Below are 16,845 nucleotides of genomic sequence, written 5' to 3'. Positions count from 1 at the left end.
GGTCATTCAGACCTTTCGTCGGGCCCGGGCCCGACGAGCCTGCTTTGGATCGACCTGCAGCGGCCTGTAGACCTCGATCCGCTCCCCCTGACGCACTACCTGATCGCTCGGCGATTTAACGTGCTCGCCAAAGATCCCAAGCGTTAACGTCTCCATGGGCACGCTACACAGTTCGTTGACCTTGCTGCAAAGGCCCGAGGCCTCAAGCGCGCCCAGCACCGTGGTCCCCGAAGGCACCGTAATGACTTCGAGATACTGTGACGCCGGTGTCGCCCAGGCAACCTCACAGGTAATCCCTTCCGCTTCACGTTGCATCAGCGCCCGTACACCCTGTCAGCACGTTCAATAAAGGCATCGACCAGCTGGCCTGCCAATTGATTGAAAAGCCGTCCAAAGGCCATCCCCAGCAGCCGGCTGGAAAATTCAAATTCCAGATGCAGCTCTACCCGGCAGGAACGCTCATCCAGCGCCACAAACCTCCAGTGGCCTTCAAAACGCTTGAACGGGCCACTTGCCAGTGACAGGTCAATACGATCAAAGGGTTTGAGCCCGTTATGGGTGCGAAAGGTCTGCTCTATCCCTCCCTTTCCCAGGGTAAGCTCACCGATTAGATGGTGCTCTCCCCGTTCGACCGTACGCGCGTTGCGACAGTTGGGTAAAAATTCTGGATAACGCTCGAAATCATTCACCAGATCAAACATCTGCTGATCGGTATGGCGCACCATCGCGGAGCGATCAACGGTGGGCATGCCCTTCTCCCATGACGCAGGCACGCTCAGCGCGTACCATGGTTGACGTTTGTTCACACATACTTGAATGATATCACGCCTCCCCCCATTTCAAGGTGAGCACGCGCATGTGATGCATTGCATGATTTTTATCGTCAAGGAGATGACATTTCGATGGGCAAGAAGAAACAACAGCCCTCAGGCAATCTGATTGCCCAGAACCGCAAGGCGCGCCATGAATACCACATCGAAGAAAGCTTCGAAGCAGGGCTTGCTTTATCCGGGTGGGAAGTCAAAAGCCTGCGCGCCGGCAAGGCACAGCTGACAGATACCTACATCCTGGTGCGTCGTGGCGAAGCCTGGCTCATGGGCGCTCATTTTACGCCCCTGAACACGACCAGCACGCATGAGGTGGCCGAGCCAGCCAGAACGCGCAAGCTGCTGCTGCATAGAAAGGAAATTGCCAAAATCTTTTCACGTACGCAGGACAAGGGTCATACCTGTGTCCCATTGAGGCTTTACTGGAAAGGGCATCTGGTCAAATGTGAGCTGGCGCTGGTCGTCGGCAAGCAAAAGCATGACAAGCGCGAAACCGAAAAGCAGCGCGACTGGCAGCGACAGAAGGCACGCGTTGTACGCGAACAGCGCTGAGCCGTCGGCAAGCCATTCAATGGCAGATCAGCCATTTTGTACGTGCATCAGGTATTCCAGCATCGATAGCAATTGGCGCTTACTGCAATTATTGCTACACTCTGTACCGAACCGGGGGCGTTATGGATTCGACGCCGGTTGCAGATCCTGAGGTGCATGCCGAGAGCGTAACGTATCTCGTAAATACCACGTTACTCTAAAATAGTCGCAAATGACGAAAACTATGCTCAAGAGGGCGCGCTGGCAGCTTAAACCCTGCTGGTAACCTTCTTACCCCGAAGCGATGTGCCTGTTCATCGTGACGGGGCTATGAGCTACAGCTGACAGGATCGTGGTTGGCTTTGTTCTCGCGTCAACCGCTAAACATTAGAGAGCCCGCTGTATCGGATCCTGCTCGTCGGAGCCGATACGGTTGAACCAAAAGACGAATCTAAGCATGTAGAGCTGATGGACGAGTGCCGGCGGACGGGGGTTCAACTCCCCCCGCCTCCACCAAATATGAAAAAGGCCGCCCCACACCGGGCGGCTTTTTTTATGTTTAAAACAAGGGCTTAGCGCCATATAGCGCTGAAAACGCTACTGATCAAAAAACGAACAAAGGGGCATGAAGCGGGCAGGTTTTGGCATAGCTGGGGCAGCATTTAGGGCAACATTTCCGGCGGTTTTGGATGAGTAGAAAAGCAGGCGCCGGCAGTGATCTGGAAACATTCCACACACGCCATAGTGTGGGCGCATGAAATGCAAGGAAACGCACGATAAAACCTATCGCAAAAACCGCCGAGCGGCCCGCATGGCGGCTGGCTCGCGGGCAGGTGAAAGGGTGCAATAAAATAGACCCATTTAGCGCGCAGGCGGGGCGGGGAGTCGATGGCGCGCTGTGGGGTGAAAGCGCCCAGAATGGGGCAGGGTCGACCAGTGAGGCGCGCTAGCGGACAAAGCGGCATCAAGACGTGCCCGTGAGCGCAGAAAGGCAGCGCCGCGTACACGGGCAAATAGGGTGCGTGGCGTCGATGGATGCAAACGCTAAAGTTAATGCGTCTCAGTAGAATTTGACGTGTGCCCCACAAAAAAGCCGCCCAATGGGCGGCGCTTTCATTCAGGCTGGAGTTCGGTCAGCAGTCGGTGAAGACAACGGCCCCATCCAATGAGCTGTGGTTAGACGGTTTCGGTCTACAGCCGCTGCAAACTTTCCCGGTGTCTTTCTCAACGCGTCGGGCCTTGTCGTCCCATAGCTCGATCATGTCGAGATCCTTGCGATCCGTGATCCCGCACTTGTCGATGTCATGCTGCCGCAGCCACGCCCGGATCGCTCGCACCTGCTTGGGGTCGCCCGCCCGAGCGGTAAAAATTCGGACAGGCTGGCCACGTTGCAACCAATCCTTGACCTTGGTCAGCATCGAGGGCACTGGCTCGCCGATACCGCCGGTCATGGTGCTGACGCTTTTGGCCAGCGTCCCGTCCAGGTCAACGCCAATCCACTTTGCCATAGTTATGACTCCTTCCCGCCCAGCTCATACGGCCTGAACCTCACCACTTCCTGACCAATGATGTCGTTGATCTCGAGGAACACCGACTGCAGCGGGTCCAGCTCATTGGCCACAAACACCCTCGCCGCCTTTTCAATGTCACCGAACCCGCCCGTGTTGTTCGGGATGATCCCCATCAGCTGCGGCGGTACCCGATGCCCGGCCAGTGTGTCGTCGCGGGTAATGTTCTTGATACCGGCGAACTCGTCTTTCGCCGCGACCTCCGAGATCGGGATGATCTGCACCCCATCCTTTTTGCCCCCAGGGGAATGCAGGAACAGGTTTCTGAAATTGCCGACGCCCTTCGAATTCTTGAGCGCATCGCGCATCGCGTCGATGTCTTCCTGATTCTGCGCCGCATCAGAGACGTACATCACGAACCCTGCATGACTGCCGTTCAGGTAGTAGCGCCGGCGAAACAGCGTGGCGTTTTCGTTCAGCATGATCGACTGCAGCGCACCCATGTAATCCGGCACGCCATAGATTTCTTGATTGATGTCCGGCTCGATCAGATGAATCATCGAGTCGGCCTCAAACTCGACCGGCTGCTGCCAGTTGCTTACCCACCAGAAATGCCCCTCCTCGGTACCGCGCCGCACGTACTTGGCCCGAGCCGGGCGCAGCCCGATCAGTCGGCCCAGCCGACCATAAACCCTTTCGATATACGCATTGCCGAATACCAGATAGTCAGTGACCAGCTCGCGGAACGCCTGCCGGCCCAGCAGCGGATGCGGCACGAAGCTGCGCGTCAGAATATTGCGCTTAACCTGCAGTCCGCTGCCATGGTGCGCGGTCGCCCGGTACATTTTGGCCAGCGCGGCCAGATCCACCGGCGGCTCATACCAGCGGGCGTTGGCCATCCAGCATCCGGTGTAAAGAAAATCGGCCAGATCGGTGACAGGCACCGGCTCGCCGAAGGTAAACGCCTCCGGTCTCGCCGGTGTACTGGCCGGGGCAGATGCCGGTGCTGCGGCCTGCTGCTCGAACTGCGCATACATGCGCTGACGTGGTTTTGCGGTCTCTGCGGTCATCCGTAAATCTCCATGATCGAGCCACCGCGCTCGCCCTCGGCGAGAACGTCGATGGGCTCATTGCTAAGGGCGTGCATGGTGGCCCACGCCAGATCGGCGTGGCCGGTCTGGCCATTGCGGCCAGCGGCATACGTGAACTGCCGACCGCTTGCGGTCAGCTCGCGGCGAATCGAGGTAAACGACTGCGCGATGATCGTGTCGCGGGCGTCAAATTCCAGGCGACCGCGGTCGATGATGTGCTGCGCCTGACGAACCAGCGCACTCTTGCTGTCGGGGGTATAGCGGTGCCGAGTGACGCGCGGGAACCACTTCGCGACCAGCTGCGCCACCGCATCGCCCATGCCATTGGTATCGATGCCGATGTACTGGACGTTATAGCGTCGGGCCACTTCGCGGATGTACTCGGCCTGCGCCTCATAGTCGTGCCCTTTGAGCCGGTGCTGCTCCAGAATCCGGTGCCGGTCGTTGCGGTTTTTGGCCGGGGCCAGCACGACCAGCCCGGCCCCGTCGCTGCCCTCGCCCTCACCCGCCGGGTCATAACCGATCCACACCGGCTGATCACCGAACGGGCGCTGCGCGAACGGCTTCCAGTCACGCCAGATATCCCATGAATCCACCATGCAGCGTTGCATCGACATCATCGGGAACGCTGATTGACTGTCATCGACGAACTCGCACATCAGCAGGTTCGCGAACTCGTCATCGCTGTACTCCAGGCGCAGCTGATCGATGTCGAACAGATCACAGCCACCGGCCATCGCATCCTGAATCGTCACGATCTGGCGCCACTGGCCATCGGCGCACCGCGCACCGCTGGCCAGCGCCGCATGGCTCACATCGATCTCGACACGGTCGGCCTTCTTCTGGCGCTTGTTGAACCGCTCGCCGGTCCAGAATGGATACGCCTCATGGGCGACGCTGCTGGGCGTGCTGAAATAGGTCTGCTTCCATTTCTTGTGCATCGCCATGCCGCTGGTGACTTTCCGGAACTGCTCAAAGCCACCGATCCAGAAATATTCGTCGAGGTAGGTATCGCCGTGGTAGCCCTGCGCCGTTTTGGCGTTGGTGCCCAGAAAATGCAGCTCGGCCCCGTTCGCCAGCACGATCGGGTCGCCCTTTAACTCCACGCCCGTCGTCTCCTTCACGAACTGCACGATGTAGTTACGGAAAATGTGCGCCTGGGCTTTTGAGGCCGACATAAAGATCTTGTTTTTGCCCGTCTCCACCGCATCGGCGATGGCCTCACGGGCAAAGAACCACGTCGCGCCGATCTGGCGCGACTTGAGCAGGTTGCGGATGCGCTCATGCTGGCCGGCCCGGTACCAGTGCCGCTGGTACTCGAACAGCGACGCTTCGAACGCTTCGACGATCTGGATCACGCCCTCATCGCCGACATCATTGCGCGCCGGCTTGCGCTTCTCGCCGGCATTGCGCCGCTCGATGTTCGGATTGAGGTCGCCCTCTTTCCCGGTGCTCTCGAACTTGTGAACCCGGGCCAGCCGCTCGATCTGTCGACCCAGCAGGTCGATCTCCTTGAAGTCGCGCCCTTCTTTCGCCTCCTTCGAGATCAGCATCACCAGCCGGGCCTCTAATGCGCCCTCAACGCGCTGGGTAGACGTGGCCTTGTCCCATTCGTCGCGGGCTTTCCAGCTGCTGATGGTGTTCGGGGAGAGGTTCAAAAACTCGGCAATACGCCCAACGCGCCACCCCATCCAATACAGGTGACGCGCGGATAGTTTCGCGGCGTCTGGGCTGTCCAGCGTCGCATCGATTTCAGCGGGATTCAGGGGGTTTGCAGTCATGGTCTGGCCGTCGGTTGTCATGCGGCCAGCGTACCGACGTGCCGGGTGCCTATATCGGGGCAGGGCTTGTAACGCCCACTTTTACAACGCCAGCGCGTTGAGCCGGCGGCGATCTGCGCGGAACCTGACGCCCATACAGTGCCCACAAAGTTCCCGAGGATCGATCAATGGCCTATCAACGTATCGCCACCGAAGGCGCCACCACCGACGGTCGGACTATCACCGCCGATTGGCTGACGCAGATGGCGAAAAACTTCGACCCGCAGCGCTACGGCTGCCGCGTCAATCTGGAACACATCAGGGGTCTGCTGCCGGATAGCCCCTTCAAGGCCTACGGCGATGTTGTGGGGCTCAAAACCGAGAAAAACAGCGACGGCAAGCTCCAGCTGCTCGCGGATATCGACCCGACCGACGAGCTGAAAGCGCTGAACGAAAAGCGCCAGAAGGTTTACACGTCGATGGAAGTGGACCCGGATTTCGCCGGTACCGGCGAGGCGTATCTGGTCGGTCTGGCCGTCACCGACTCCCCCGCGAGTCTGGGGACATCCATGCTGCAGTTCAGCGCCGGCGCCGGGTCTGACTCACCGCTGGCCGGGCGCAAGCAGCGCGCTGAAAACCTCTTTTCCGTATCCGTCGAGACCGATCTCGATTTCAGCGATCCCGCCCCGGAGCCTGATCAGGGCCCGTCCCTCGCCGAGCGCGTCAAAACGATGTTCAGTCAGCACCGCAAAAAGACCGGCAGCGACTTCGCCGCACTGCGCGATGACATCGAGCAGACCATGGCCCTGTTCGTGCAGGAAAACGCCGACCTGCGCACCGAGCTGGAAAAGCGCCCCAGCGCCGATCAGTTCAATGCGCTGCAGGCAAAGCACGACCAGCTCCAGACCGCCCATGACGAGCTTTATAACCGGCTCGACCTGACGCCACGCCATCAGTCGCGAACACCGGCAACCGGCAGCGACGGCACCATCGAAACTGACTGTTAAGAGACGCCCATAACATGCGCAACGATACCCGCAAAAAGCTCAACCAATACGCCGCGCGCGTCGCCACGCTGAGCGGTGCCGAGACCGCCTTTACCTCGTTCGACATCGACCCGAGCGTGCAGCAAACGCTCGAAACCAAAATCCAGGAGTCGAGCGAGTTCCTGAGCCGCATCAACATGGTCGGCGTTCGCGATCTGGTAGGCCAAAAGCTGGGACTGACAATCACTGGTCCTATTGCTGCACGTACCGATGTCGATCAGCGCGACCGTAACCCCATCGATCCCACCGGTCTGGAAAAACACGACTACGAGTGCAAATCGACCGAGTTCGATACGGCAATCAAGTGGGCCAAACTCGACCAGTGGGCCAAATTCCCCGATTTTCAGGCCCGTGTGCGCGACGCCATCCTTCGCCAGCAGGCGCTGGATCGCATCATGGTTGGCTTTAATGGTACCCACGCTGCCAAGCAGACCGACCGCACCAAGTACCCGCTGCTGCAGGATCTTAATGTCGGGTGGCTGCAGCAGTACCGCAACAACGCGCCCGCGCGCGTGTTCAGTGATGCCGCCGACGTCACCATCGGCAAGGGCCGCGAATACCAGAACCTTGATGCGCTGGTGTTCGATGCCGTCAGCTCGCTGATCGATCCGTGGTACCAGGACAGTACTGATCTCGTCGCGCTGGTGGGTCGTCGTCTCATGACCGACAAGTACCTGCCCATGGTCAACCGCTGGGAGCAGCCGACCGAATCGCAGGCGCTGGATGTGATCATGTCCCAGAAGCGGATCGGCGGTCTGAACGCCATGCAGGTGCCGTTCGTACCTGACGGCGCAATTTTCATCACCTCGCTGGATAACCTTGCGATCTACTGGCAGGAAGGTTCACGCCGCCGCTATCTGAAAGACAAGCCCGAGCGCAAGGCCGTCCAGAACTTCGAGTCATCGAACGAGGCTTACGTCATCGAGGATTACGGCTTTGGCTGCCTGATCGAGAACATCACGCACTCCGATGTGCCCGAAGCCGAAACCGCTGACAGCTCGACAGGTGCCTGATGACCAGTCCGCTACGTAAACATTACGAGCGCATCACCGCCGCGCAAGCGGCGGCGGATGCCGGCGATCAGGTCATGCAGGGCGACGCCTACCACCTGATGCAAGCCCAGCTGTTCGAGGACTACCGCCGACTGAAAAGCGTCCAGTCGGTCGAGCGCAAGATCGAGATCAAGCGCTCGATCCTGCCCAACTACGCCGAGTACATCGACGGCGTGCTGGAAGCCGGGCGCGGCGCCGAGGATGAGGTGCTGATGCGCATCATGCTGTGGCGCATCGATGTCGGCGATATCACCGGCGCCCTGCCGATTGCCCGCTACGCCATGCAGCACCAGCTCGATCCCGGCGAGCAGTTCCAGCGCTCAACGCCGGCCATCCTCGCCGAGGAATCCGCCGATCAGGCGCTCGCCCTGGGCGATGACGATGATTCGCTGCTCGAAGCTCTGATCGAGATCAATGATCTGATCGATGGCCGCGACATGCACGACCAGATTCGCGCCAAGCTGCACAAGGCCATCGGCAACGGCCACCGCGCTCGCGGTGACATGGCCGACGCCCTGACCCACTACCAGCGCGCCTTTGAACTCAATGACCGTGTCGGGGTGAAAAAGGACATCGAGAAAATCGAGAAGACGCTCAAAAAGCAGGCAGAAGAAGCCAGCCAACAGGATCAGGCAGCCCAGCCGGATCAGCCGGATCAGCCGGATCCCCAACCCAACAACGCCCAGCCGGGCTAACCGAGTCGACCCGCGACGTCCAGGGGGCACGGTGACAACGCAGGGCCATGTGCCTATCGCCGCATCACCGTCCACCCCCTGTATTGAATCCACGAGGTGCCGCAATGAGCAGTTTCGCCCCGACCGGCAACGCCAGCGCCCGCGCCGCCGATCCCATCATCAATAACGGCTTTTGGCCGACCATCGATCCCGCCGAGTTTCGCGACGCCCGTCGCCTCGACGGCACGGTAACGCCACCTCGCGTGCAGGATGCCCTGCTGACTGCCATGGCCACCGTCAACCGCGTGCTGCGTCACTGGCAGGCAAAACAGATCGACGCCGGCCATCAGCAGGCGCAGGACGTACCGACCCCAAGCTGGCAACCGCCCGGCATCTATCTCGCCCTCTACCGCCGCGCCGTCTACGCCACCGCCCATGCCGCCATCGCCGAGGCGTACCGCGATTACGACGCCACGGCCAGCACTCGCGACCGGGGCGATCTGCAAGAGTACGCCGGCGAAAGCTATCGACGCGATGCGTCCTGGGCGATCAGCGAGATCATGGATCGGTCCCACGTCACGGTCGAGCTGATCTGATGGCCAGAACCGTGCGCGCCCAGCAAAACGACACCCTCGATCACATTTGCTACCGACATTACGGGCGCACCGATGGCGTCATCGAGCGCGTGTTTAAAGCCAACCCCGGTCTATGCGACCTCGGCCCGATCCTGCCCATGGGCACCGCCGTCACGCTGCCGGACATCAACACACAACCGAGCCGCGCCCGCGTGCAGCTCTGGGACTGATCCGAGACCACTATGGCCGAACCATCCACCACCGCAGTCGCCGCCGGTACCGCCGGGCTCACGCTGGCCAGCCTCATGATCGGGCTGGACGTCAGCGCCCTGATCGGCGCATTCGCCGGCGCCTCGCTGTTCGTCGTATCAGCCCGCGAGCTGTCAATCGTCGAGCGCCTGATCTATCTGCTGATCTCGATCCTGATGGGGTATCTGGTGGGGCCGACGCTCGCCCGGCATTTCTACCCCAGCTGGGACACCACCGCCCTGCCTGCGTTTCTCACCGCAGTGGCCGTCGTCACGTTCTCGCTGCGCGTGATCGAGGGCGTGAAAAGCCTCGATGTCAGCCGACTATTTCCGGGAGGCCGAAAATGACCCCGTTTTTCCTGCTGCCCCTGCCCGAGGACTACGCATGGATGATGGTGCAGCCCCAGCAGCTGCCCACCATCCTCACGCTCATCATCGCGCTGGCCATCTGCGGCCGGCTGCTCACCTACCGCCGCCATGGCGCCCGTTTCCGGCGGCGCATTTCGTGGCTGGCCTATGGCCTGTTCGTGGGTAGCGGCACGCTCGCCATCCAGATTCTGGCCGGGCGTTATATCGCCCTGCCCATCAGCTGGTCGTTTGTGATTCTGCTCGGCGTCTGCGCCGTGCTGGTCTACCGCGCCCGCGGCAACGTCGCCCACATCGTGAGGGTCAACGCATGACATTCGAAAAAGCATTCGAGCGCCTGATCGGTCACGAAGGCGGCTACGTCAACCACCCGGATGACCCGGGCGGCGCCACCAAATGGGGCATCACCCAGCGCACAGTGCGGGAGGCCGGCTATCACGGCGACATGCGCGACCTAACCCGTGACCGTGCCCGCGAGATCTACCTGACCGGCTACTGGCTGCGCGCCAAGTGCGATCAGTACCACGGCGCCATCGGCTATCAGCTGTTCGACATCGCCGTAAACAGCGGCATCGGCAACGCCATCCGCATGCTGCAGCGCGCCGCTGCCGTCGCTGATGACGGCATTGTCGGCCCCGTCACGCTCGCGGCCATCAACGCCCATGACCCGCTGGCCCTGATCGTGCTGCTCAACGCCGAGCGGCAGGCGTTTTATACCCGCCTATCAACGTGGGAAACGTTCGGCAAGGGCTGGTCGCGCCGCGTCGCCGAAAACCTGCGCTACGCGGTGGGCGACACATGAACCGACTGATCATCATCGGCGCCCTGATCGCCGGCCTCACGATCGGCGGCTGGGCGCTCTGGCAGCGCGGCAATGCCGCCAATGCCCGCGCCGACCAGATCGCGCAGGAACGTGACACCGCCCTGCAGGAAAACCAGCGCCACCAGGTCGTCATCGATGCGCTCTGGGATAACGCCCGGCGGCTCGAGTCCCAGCGCCGGGCGCTCGCCGAACAGCAGACCGAGCTGGCCCGCACTGCATCAAACCGCCTCGAACAGATCAAAGAGATTCAGCGTGATGATACCGACACGAAAGATTGGGCCGACACTCGCCTGCCTGACGCTGTTATCCGGCTGCGCCAGCGCCCCGCCGTCACCGGCGCCGACGCTTATCGTCAATCAGTGCGCAACGCCGACGGCCTGCACCCTGCCGGCCAGTCATCCGACCAATAACGGCGAACTGCACCTGCAGCTCGAACGAACCGAGGCCGCCTGGGCAAGCTGCGCCGCCGAGGTCGACGCCGTCATCGCCTGTCATGAGGACGCACCATGAAAAAACTGACCGCCCTGCGCCAGCACCTGATCGACGCCGTGCCGCATCTGCAGCGCGATCCCGATCAGCTGCTGACGTTCGTCGAGGACGGCGCCATCGAATTTGCCCCCGGGCCGAACCTCTCCCACGGCTACACGTTCACTGCGCAGATCGTGCTGACCGATTTCGCCGACGACATCGACACCGTCATGATCCCGCTGCTCGACTGGCTCGGCGTCTACCAGCCCGATCTGGTGCCCGCCGAGGCGATCAGGTTCGAGGCCGAGATCCTCAACAATGATGCCGTCGATCTCGCCCTGCGCGTCCAGCTCACCGAGCGCGTCGTCGCCAAAAAGGACTGCGACACCGGAAGACTCGACATCAGCCACCGCATGCCCCGCTTTGACATCGAGACCTGCGGCCCGCGCCGTTGGCAGCTCATGGCAAACGACCGGCATCTGAGCGACTACGTCGAGCCGGAGGGTACCGATGGCTGACAATATCGAACGCTTGGAGGATTGGGTCGCGCCACTGCTGGCCAAGCTCGATGCCAAAGAGCGCAGGCGCCTCGCCCGCGTGGTCGCCACCGACCTGCGCCGCTCACAGCGCGAACGCATCAAGGCCCAGAAAAATCCCGACGGCACCCGCTACGCCCCGCGCAAGTCGCAGGACCAAAAGGGCGCCATCAGAAGAAAGGCCATGTTCGGCAAGCTGCGCACCGCCAAATACCTGCGCGTGCGCACCAGTGCCAGCGGTGCCGAGGTCGGCTTTTTCGGGCAGGTGGCCAGCATCGCAAAAACGCACCAGTTTGGTCTGCGCGACCGCGTCGCGATCAACGGACCCCGCGTCCAGTACGAGCAGCGCGAGCTGATCGGCTTTACCGACCACGACCGCACCGTGTTGCGCGACTCGCTGCTCGATCACCTCAACAGCGGGCTGTAACGCCCGCTTTTACAACGCCCGCCGCTCGCATCAAGTACCACACCTGCCGACGATAGCCGCATACCCGTTTACCGCCCGGAGCTTTGATGCATCCCGTCGAACTCGCCCGCCTCATGCAGAACATGATCAGACTCGGCACCGTTGCCGAGATCGATCACGCCGCCGCGCGCGTTCGCGTCACCACCGGCGATCTGCTGACCGAATGGCTGCCATGGTGCGAGACCCGCGCCGGCAGAACCCAAACGTGGAACCCGCCGACGGTCGGCGAACAGGTGCTGCTGCTCGCCCCCGGCGGCGAGCTGGCCGGGGCCGTGGTGCTGGGCGCGATCAACAGCAATGCCAATCCGGCCCCGACCGATGACCCGAACCTGACCCGATGGGATATGCCCGACGGCGCCGTGATCGAGTACGACCACGCTGGCCAACACCTGCGCGCGGATCTGCCCGGCTCGGCAGCCATTACCGCCCCTGCCGGCGTCACCGTCACCGGCCCGGTCACGATCAAGGGGCCCCTGCACGTCACCGAGGTCATTACCACGCCTGTCGATGTCATTGCTGCCGGCATCAGCGCGGTCCATCACGAAACGACCGGCGTTAAATCCGGCTCGGATAAATCAGGGCCACCGGCATGAGCGGCATGAATCGCACCACCGGCGCGCCGCTGTCCGGCGACGAGCATATTCGCCAGAGCGTCGGCGACATTCTCACGACCCCGATTGGCTCGCGTGTCATGCGACGCGAATACGGCAGCCTGCTGCCGGATCTCATCGACCAGCCGCTGACCGGCGCCACCGCCTTGCGCGCCTACTCGGCCACTGTCGTCGCGCTCATGAAATGGGAGCCGCGTCTGCGCGTCATGCAAGTGCAGCGCACCGTCGACACCGATCGCCCGGGGCGTCTGCTGCTGACCATCACCGGGCGGCGCCTCGACACCGGGGAAAACATCGACATGACCGTGTCCCTGCGAGGTGATGCATGAGTAGCCCCATCGATCTATCCCGGCTGCCCGCGCCGGCCATCGTCGAGGTCATCGACGAGGAGGCCCTGCTCGCCGAGCGCAAGGAACACCTGATCTCGCTCTATCCCGAAGACGAGCGCGCCGATGTCAGGGCAAAGCTGGCGCTCGAATCCGAACCACTCAACAAGCTGCTGCAGGAAAGCGTCTGGCGCGAGCGCGTGCTGCGCCAGCGCGTCAACGAAGCCGCCCGCGCCAACATGCTGGCATTCGCCACCGGCGCGGATCTCGATCAGCTTGCCGCCAATTTCAGCGTCGAGCGCCTGATGATCGACCCCGGTGATCCTGACGCCGTACCGCCAGTACCGCCCACGTATGAGAGCGACACCCGACTGCGCCTGCGCGCGCAGCGAGCGTTCGAAGGTTTGAGCGTGGCCGGCCCGACCGGCGCCTACGTGTTCCACGCCCTGAGCGCTGATGGCCGGGTGTCCGATGCCACCGCCGTCAGTCCCAGCCCCTGCGTGGCCGTTGTCACCGTGCTGTCGCAGCTCGGCACCGGCGAGGCCACGCCGGATCTGCTCGACATCGTCGAGGCCGCACTATCCGCTGAGGACGTGCGCCCTGTCGGCGACCGGCTCACCGTCCAGTCGGCCACTATCGTCGACTACGCCATCGAAGCCACGCTCTATCTCTACCCCGGCCCCGAGCAGGAGCCAATCCTCGCCGCATCACGCGCCAAGGCATCAGCCTACGTCGCCGAGCAGCGCCGGCTCGGGCGCGATATCCGCCTGTCGGCGGTCTACGCCGCCCTGCACGTCGAGGGCGTCCAGCGCGTCGAGCTGCAAAGCCCCGCCGCTGATGTCGTGCTCGATGACAGCCAGGCATCGCACTGCACCGGCGTCACGCTGACGATTGGGGGCAATGATGAGTAAGTTGCTGCCGCCCAACGCCACCACGCTCGAACGCCTCGCCGCCGACGCGCTCGCGGATCTGGAGCGCGTGCCGGTACCGCTGCGCACGCTCATGAGCCCCGATGACTGCCCGCTGCACCTGCTGCCCTATTTGGCGTGGGCATTCAGCGTGGATCGCTGGGATACGACATGGAGCGAGAGCGCCAAGCGCGGCGTCGTTCGATCCGCGTTCTATGTCCACTCCCACAAAGGCACGATCAGCGCCCTGCGGCGTGTGGTCGAGCCGCTCGGTTATCTGCTGGAAGTCGAGGAATGGTGGCAAATGGTGCCGGAAGGTACTCCGGGCACGTTCGCCCTGCGCATCGGCGTGCTGGACACCGGCATCACCGACGAGATGTACACCGAGCTGACCCGGCTGGTATTCGACGCCAAACCGCTGACCCGCCACATCATCGGCCTCGATCTGCTCGGCGAGACACGCGGCAAAATCTACATCGGCATGGCCACCCACGATGGCGACACCACCACCGTCTACCCCTACGCCCCCGAATTCATCACCTCCCGTGGCCTGATCTATCTCGCCGCCACGGTCGAGGCATTCGACACCACCACCATCTACCCCATGAGTGAACGCCCATGAGCCAATTTTTTACACTGCCGACCAAGACCGGGCAGGGCCTGCTGGCCAATGCCATCGCCTACGGTGAGCCCCTGACCATTGCCGAACTTGCCATCGGCGACGGCGGCGGCAAACTGCCCACCCCCGATGCCAACGTCACGCGCCTGGTCAATGAGGTGCGTCGCGGCCCGATCAACCAGACATCGGTCGATGACAAAAACCCGAACTGGACCGTGGTCGAACAGGTGCTGCCCGCCGACGTCGGCGGCTGGACAATCCGCGAGGTCGGCCTCTATGACACCGACGGCAACCTGATCGCCTACGGCAACTACCCCGAGACCTACAAACCCCAGCTCTCGGAAGGCAGCGCCCGCACGCAAACCATCCGTTTTGTGATGGAAGTCACCGACACCAGCGCGGTGACATTGCGGATCGACCCCAGCGTGGTCATGGCCTCGCGCAAATACGTCGATGACCAGCTCGATGCGCACGCCAAAAGCCGCAACCACCCCGCCGCCGATACCAAAAGCGGCGGCATGATGCGCTTTGCCACGCTGGTCGAATCGAAAAAGGGCGAGGAAGCCAAGGCCGCGCAGACCCCGGCAGGTGGTAAAGCCCAGCTGGATGAACATCGGCAGGAGGAAGTCGCACACAAGGCCGGCCAGATCGCGCTTGATAGCGTGCTCTCGGTGTTCGGTGAGGCGGTCAAAACCGTGCAGGGAGCGCTCGCAGCATTGGGTAGTGCAGCCAGGCTGAACGTGGGTACGCAGTCCGAGATTGATCTCGGTGCTGAGGGGCGGGTCGTCACGGCCGACAAGATGAAATTCGGAGTAGCGTATCGACTAAGCACCAATGGATATATTGCGCTGCCAAAATGGCTCAGCGGAGGGATTCTCCAATGGGGCGTGGTGGGTGTCTCAAATCCCGCAGCCGGTCAGGTTGTGACCCTCCCGATAGAATTCCCCAATTCATTTTTGGTTCCATTTGCAACATACAGACAGATTATTGGTGGAACCATCAACGATCGCAGTACGGGTGCAATTAACGTTAGCCGATCTCAAATCGGGTTAACGGGATCAGCCAGCAACGAAATGACATTTAACTGGTGGGCAATCGGGTATTGATGACATGAAATATTTTTACAGCGCCGAACGAAACATGCTGTATCCGTCGACCATGCGCGGCAGATACGAAGCGGCGGGGACGTGGCCGGATGATGCCCGAGAGGTTGATAAAGCAACCTACGAAGAGTTTGTCGGCGATTCGCCGGCGGGCATGCGCCGAGGCTCAAGCGATGAGGGCCTACCCTGCTGGGTCGCCCTCGATCCTGACCCGGTCGATGCTCGCAAAGCAGCTGCCATCAACTGGCTCGACGCCACCGCCGACCGCATCCGCGCATCCGACCGATCAGTCGGGCAGTATCTCGATGCCGAGTATCAACTGGTCGCCCAGGCACTGATCGAGTACCGCACCAATCCCGAGGGCGAGGTGCCCGATGCCATCCGGAGCTATGCCGCTGCCGAGGGGTTGACCGTCGAGGCCGCCGCACAGCAGATCGCTGAGGCCGCCGCGCGGGTGCAAGAGCTATTACAGGACGTGCGCCGTATTCGCCTCGCCGGTAAAGCCGCGATCCGTGACGCTGGTGATGATGCCGACATGATGGAAGCCGCCCGGCCCTTTATCGATCAGCTCGAAGCGCTGGCCATACAGGAGCAAACCGACAATTAAACCCGCCTCATCGTCAAAAGCCCGCCTGTGCCGGGCTTTTTAAAAGATCCTTCGCACATATTTTTTAAGATTAGGAATACTCACTATCAGCGGTTTTATTTCAATCTCTCTCTTAGGCAAGAATAATACTCTGACTTCTTTTTGGTGAGAAAAGATCGCTTCTTTCAACAAAAATGGCACATCTCTTAACCGATGATTTTCTTCAAGATCCCGACCAACATACTGACATTTAAGCCAGTCACTTTTTTCTATCCTTACGCATCCAAACTTTCTAGACAAAAATTTCTTTATTTCCCTAGAAAACCTGTCAGGGTCCACCAACTCGACACATGCATCGTAGTTACTAGACAATCCAGTGGAAACACTTTTATCTTCGGACTCAGAAACACAATAAATCCATGAGCTTGAACAGCTTTCACTTAAAGTTAGATCAGCATTTCCTATATAAACAGACCCTCCATCCCCCACACTCACAAAATTACTCATGAATGCATCTACGTTGGTTTCATCGAAATAACCTGACCTTTTGGCATGGGTCCTAACAACCCCCTCCTCTTCATCTAAAACACCTTCCCCATGCTTCTCTTGATCTCGATATTCGTAAAGTGTGCCTATACGGATAGAACCTTTTCTGATCAATGCATCAGCATGCACACTTTCCAAATGTTTATAGAGCGCCATATCCACACCTTTCCCGTTA

The 16,845-nt window shown here is 61.0% G+C and carries 24 protein-coding genes, 1 other RNA gene and 1 pseudogene; 20 read left to right on the top strand and 6 right to left on the bottom strand.

Features of this window, described 5'->3' with window-relative positions:
• Positions 1-6: 6 nt before the first annotated feature.
• Entirely contained in the window at positions 7-315 is a 309-nt protein-coding gene (locus KSP9073_RS16460) for an RnfH family protein (protein ID WP_108844068.1), read from the bottom strand.
• Complete coding sequence (locus tag KSP9073_RS16455; protein WP_108844067.1) at positions 315-749, bottom strand: type II toxin-antitoxin system RatA family toxin; 435 nt, start codon at positions 747-749, stop codon at positions 315-317. Before KSP9073_RS16455 ends, KSP9073_RS16460 begins: the two co-directional genes overlap by 1 nt.
• 153 nt (positions 750-902) lie before the next feature.
• Here KSP9073_RS16455 and smpB point away from each other — a divergent pair, with 153 nt between their 5' ends.
• Complete coding sequence (gene smpB, locus KSP9073_RS16450) at positions 903-1,379, top strand: SsrA-binding protein SmpB (protein ID WP_108844066.1); 477 nt, start codon at positions 903-905, stop codon at positions 1,377-1,379.
• 113 nt (positions 1,380-1,492) lie between these two features.
• Positions 1,493-1,874: a transfer-messenger RNA gene (gene ssrA, locus KSP9073_RS16445) on the top strand.
• Positions 1,875-2,491: 617 nt separating this feature from the next.
• On the opposite strand, the gene KSP9073_RS16440 is transcribed toward ssrA, so the two are convergent.
• From KSP9073_RS16440 to KSP9073_RS16430, 3 genes are read right to left on the bottom strand one after another with little or no spacing between them, the layout of a single operon-like run.
• Positions 2,492-2,866 carry a hypothetical protein gene (locus KSP9073_RS16440; protein WP_207771508.1) on the bottom strand — a complete coding sequence of 125 codons (375 nt, stop codon included), beginning with the start codon at positions 2,864-2,866 and terminating at the stop codon, positions 2,492-2,494.
• 2 nt (positions 2,867-2,868) lie between these two features.
• Positions 2,869-3,936 (bottom strand): phage portal protein, encoded by a 1,068-nt coding sequence (locus KSP9073_RS16435; RefSeq protein WP_108844065.1) that lies wholly within the window; start codon positions 3,934-3,936, stop codon positions 2,869-2,871.
• The gene (locus tag KSP9073_RS16430; protein ID WP_243409275.1) at positions 3,933-5,759 is read right to left on the bottom strand and encodes a terminase large subunit domain-containing protein; all 1,827 of its coding nucleotides are present in this window, start codon (positions 5,757-5,759) and stop codon (positions 3,933-3,935) included. Before KSP9073_RS16430 ends, KSP9073_RS16435 begins: the two co-directional genes overlap by 4 nt.
• 146 nt (positions 5,760-5,905) lie before the next feature.
• Between KSP9073_RS16430 and KSP9073_RS16425 the strand changes: the two genes are divergently transcribed.
• From KSP9073_RS16425 to KSP9073_RS16345, 18 genes and pseudogenes are all read left to right on the top strand, one after another.
• A complete protein-coding gene (locus tag KSP9073_RS16425) occupies positions 5,906-6,724 on the top strand; it encodes a GPO family capsid scaffolding protein (RefSeq protein WP_108844063.1) in 819 nt (272 codons plus the stop codon).
• A 14-nt stretch (positions 6,725-6,738) separates the two neighbouring features.
• Positions 6,739-7,776, top strand: a complete 1,038-nt coding sequence (locus tag KSP9073_RS16420; RefSeq protein WP_108844062.1) for a phage major capsid protein, P2 family — start codon at positions 6,739-6,741, stop codon at positions 7,774-7,776.
• Positions 7,776-8,510 (top strand): phage terminase small subunit, encoded by a 735-nt coding sequence (gene gpM / locus KSP9073_RS16415; RefSeq protein WP_108844061.1) that lies wholly within the window; start codon positions 7,776-7,778, stop codon positions 8,508-8,510. Before KSP9073_RS16420 ends, gpM begins: the two co-directional genes overlap by 1 nt.
• A gap of 104 nt (positions 8,511-8,614) precedes the next feature.
• The gene (locus tag KSP9073_RS16410; RefSeq protein ID WP_165814288.1) at positions 8,615-9,085 is read left to right on the top strand and encodes a head completion/stabilization protein; all 471 of its coding nucleotides are present in this window, start codon (positions 8,615-8,617) and stop codon (positions 9,083-9,085) included.
• Positions 9,085-9,294 (top strand): tail protein X, encoded by a 210-nt coding sequence (locus KSP9073_RS16405; RefSeq protein ID WP_108844059.1) that lies wholly within the window; start codon positions 9,085-9,087, stop codon positions 9,292-9,294. The genes KSP9073_RS16410 and KSP9073_RS16405 overlap by 1 nt, the downstream gene beginning before the upstream one ends.
• Before the next feature lie 12 nt (positions 9,295-9,306).
• Positions 9,307-9,660 (top strand): putative holin, encoded by a 354-nt coding sequence (locus KSP9073_RS16400; protein WP_108844058.1) that lies wholly within the window; start codon positions 9,307-9,309, stop codon positions 9,658-9,660.
• A complete protein-coding gene (locus KSP9073_RS16395) occupies positions 9,657-9,992 on the top strand; it encodes a phage holin family protein (RefSeq protein ID WP_207771507.1) in 336 nt (111 codons plus the stop codon). The genes KSP9073_RS16400 and KSP9073_RS16395 overlap by 4 nt, the downstream gene beginning before the upstream one ends.
• Positions 9,989-10,480: a glycoside hydrolase family 108 protein gene (locus KSP9073_RS16390; RefSeq protein ID WP_108844057.1), complete on the top strand. Its 492-nt coding sequence runs from the start codon at positions 9,989-9,991 to the stop codon at positions 10,478-10,480. Before KSP9073_RS16395 ends, KSP9073_RS16390 begins: the two co-directional genes overlap by 4 nt.
• Positions 10,477-10,881 (top strand): annotated as a pseudogene (gene lysB / locus KSP9073_RS16385) (Rz-like lysis system protein LysB); the annotation flags it as partial. The gene KSP9073_RS16390 and the pseudogene lysB, both read left to right, overlap by 4 nt.
• A complete protein-coding gene (gene lysC, locus KSP9073_RS17935; protein ID WP_369333037.1) occupies positions 10,775-11,011 on the top strand; it encodes an Rz1-like lysis system protein LysC in 237 nt (78 codons plus the stop codon). The pseudogene lysB and the gene lysC, both read left to right, overlap by 107 nt.
• A complete protein-coding gene (locus tag KSP9073_RS16380; protein WP_108844055.1) occupies positions 11,008-11,487 on the top strand; it encodes a phage tail protein in 480 nt (159 codons plus the stop codon). Before lysC ends, KSP9073_RS16380 begins: the two co-directional genes overlap by 4 nt.
• Positions 11,480-11,932: a phage virion morphogenesis protein gene (locus KSP9073_RS16375; protein WP_108844054.1), complete on the top strand. Its 453-nt coding sequence runs from the start codon at positions 11,480-11,482 to the stop codon at positions 11,930-11,932. The genes KSP9073_RS16380 and KSP9073_RS16375 overlap by 8 nt, the downstream gene beginning before the upstream one ends.
• An 86-nt stretch (positions 11,933-12,018) precedes the next feature.
• Positions 12,019-12,564, top strand: coding sequence for a phage baseplate assembly protein V (locus KSP9073_RS16370; RefSeq protein ID WP_108844053.1), 546 nt, complete (start codon positions 12,019-12,021; stop codon positions 12,562-12,564).
• Positions 12,561-12,911: a GPW/gp25 family protein gene (locus KSP9073_RS16365; protein WP_108844052.1), complete on the top strand. Its 351-nt coding sequence runs from the start codon at positions 12,561-12,563 to the stop codon at positions 12,909-12,911. The genes KSP9073_RS16370 and KSP9073_RS16365 overlap by 4 nt, the downstream gene beginning before the upstream one ends.
• The gene (locus KSP9073_RS16360) at positions 12,908-13,819 is read left to right on the top strand and encodes a baseplate assembly protein (protein WP_108844051.1); all 912 of its coding nucleotides are present in this window, start codon (positions 12,908-12,910) and stop codon (positions 13,817-13,819) included. The genes KSP9073_RS16365 and KSP9073_RS16360 overlap by 4 nt, the downstream gene beginning before the upstream one ends.
• A complete protein-coding gene (locus KSP9073_RS16355) occupies positions 13,809-14,438 on the top strand; it encodes a phage tail protein I (protein WP_243409274.1) in 630 nt (209 codons plus the stop codon). The genes KSP9073_RS16360 and KSP9073_RS16355 overlap by 11 nt, the downstream gene beginning before the upstream one ends.
• Positions 14,435-15,541 carry a phage tail protein gene (locus KSP9073_RS16350; RefSeq protein WP_108844049.1) on the top strand — a complete coding sequence of 369 codons (1,107 nt, stop codon included), beginning with the start codon at positions 14,435-14,437 and terminating at the stop codon, positions 15,539-15,541. Before KSP9073_RS16355 ends, KSP9073_RS16350 begins: the two co-directional genes overlap by 4 nt.
• A 4-nt stretch (positions 15,542-15,545) precedes the next feature.
• Positions 15,546-16,145 (top strand): hypothetical protein, encoded by a 600-nt coding sequence (locus tag KSP9073_RS16345; protein ID WP_108844048.1) that lies wholly within the window; start codon positions 15,546-15,548, stop codon positions 16,143-16,145.
• A gap of 39 nt (positions 16,146-16,184) precedes the next feature.
• Here the strand turns inward: KSP9073_RS16345 and KSP9073_RS17545 are convergent, their stop codons facing one another.
• Complete coding sequence (locus KSP9073_RS17545) at positions 16,185-16,826, bottom strand: hypothetical protein (protein ID WP_133241044.1); 642 nt, start codon at positions 16,824-16,826, stop codon at positions 16,185-16,187.
• Positions 16,827-16,845 lie beyond the last annotated feature (19 nt).

This window comes from Kushneria phyllosphaerae, from assembly GCF_900312995.1.
In the GTDB taxonomy this organism is placed as follows: Bacteria; Pseudomonadota; Gammaproteobacteria; order Pseudomonadales; family Halomonadaceae; genus Kushneria; species Kushneria phyllosphaerae.
This window is presented reverse-complemented; position numbering and strand designations above follow the sequence as displayed.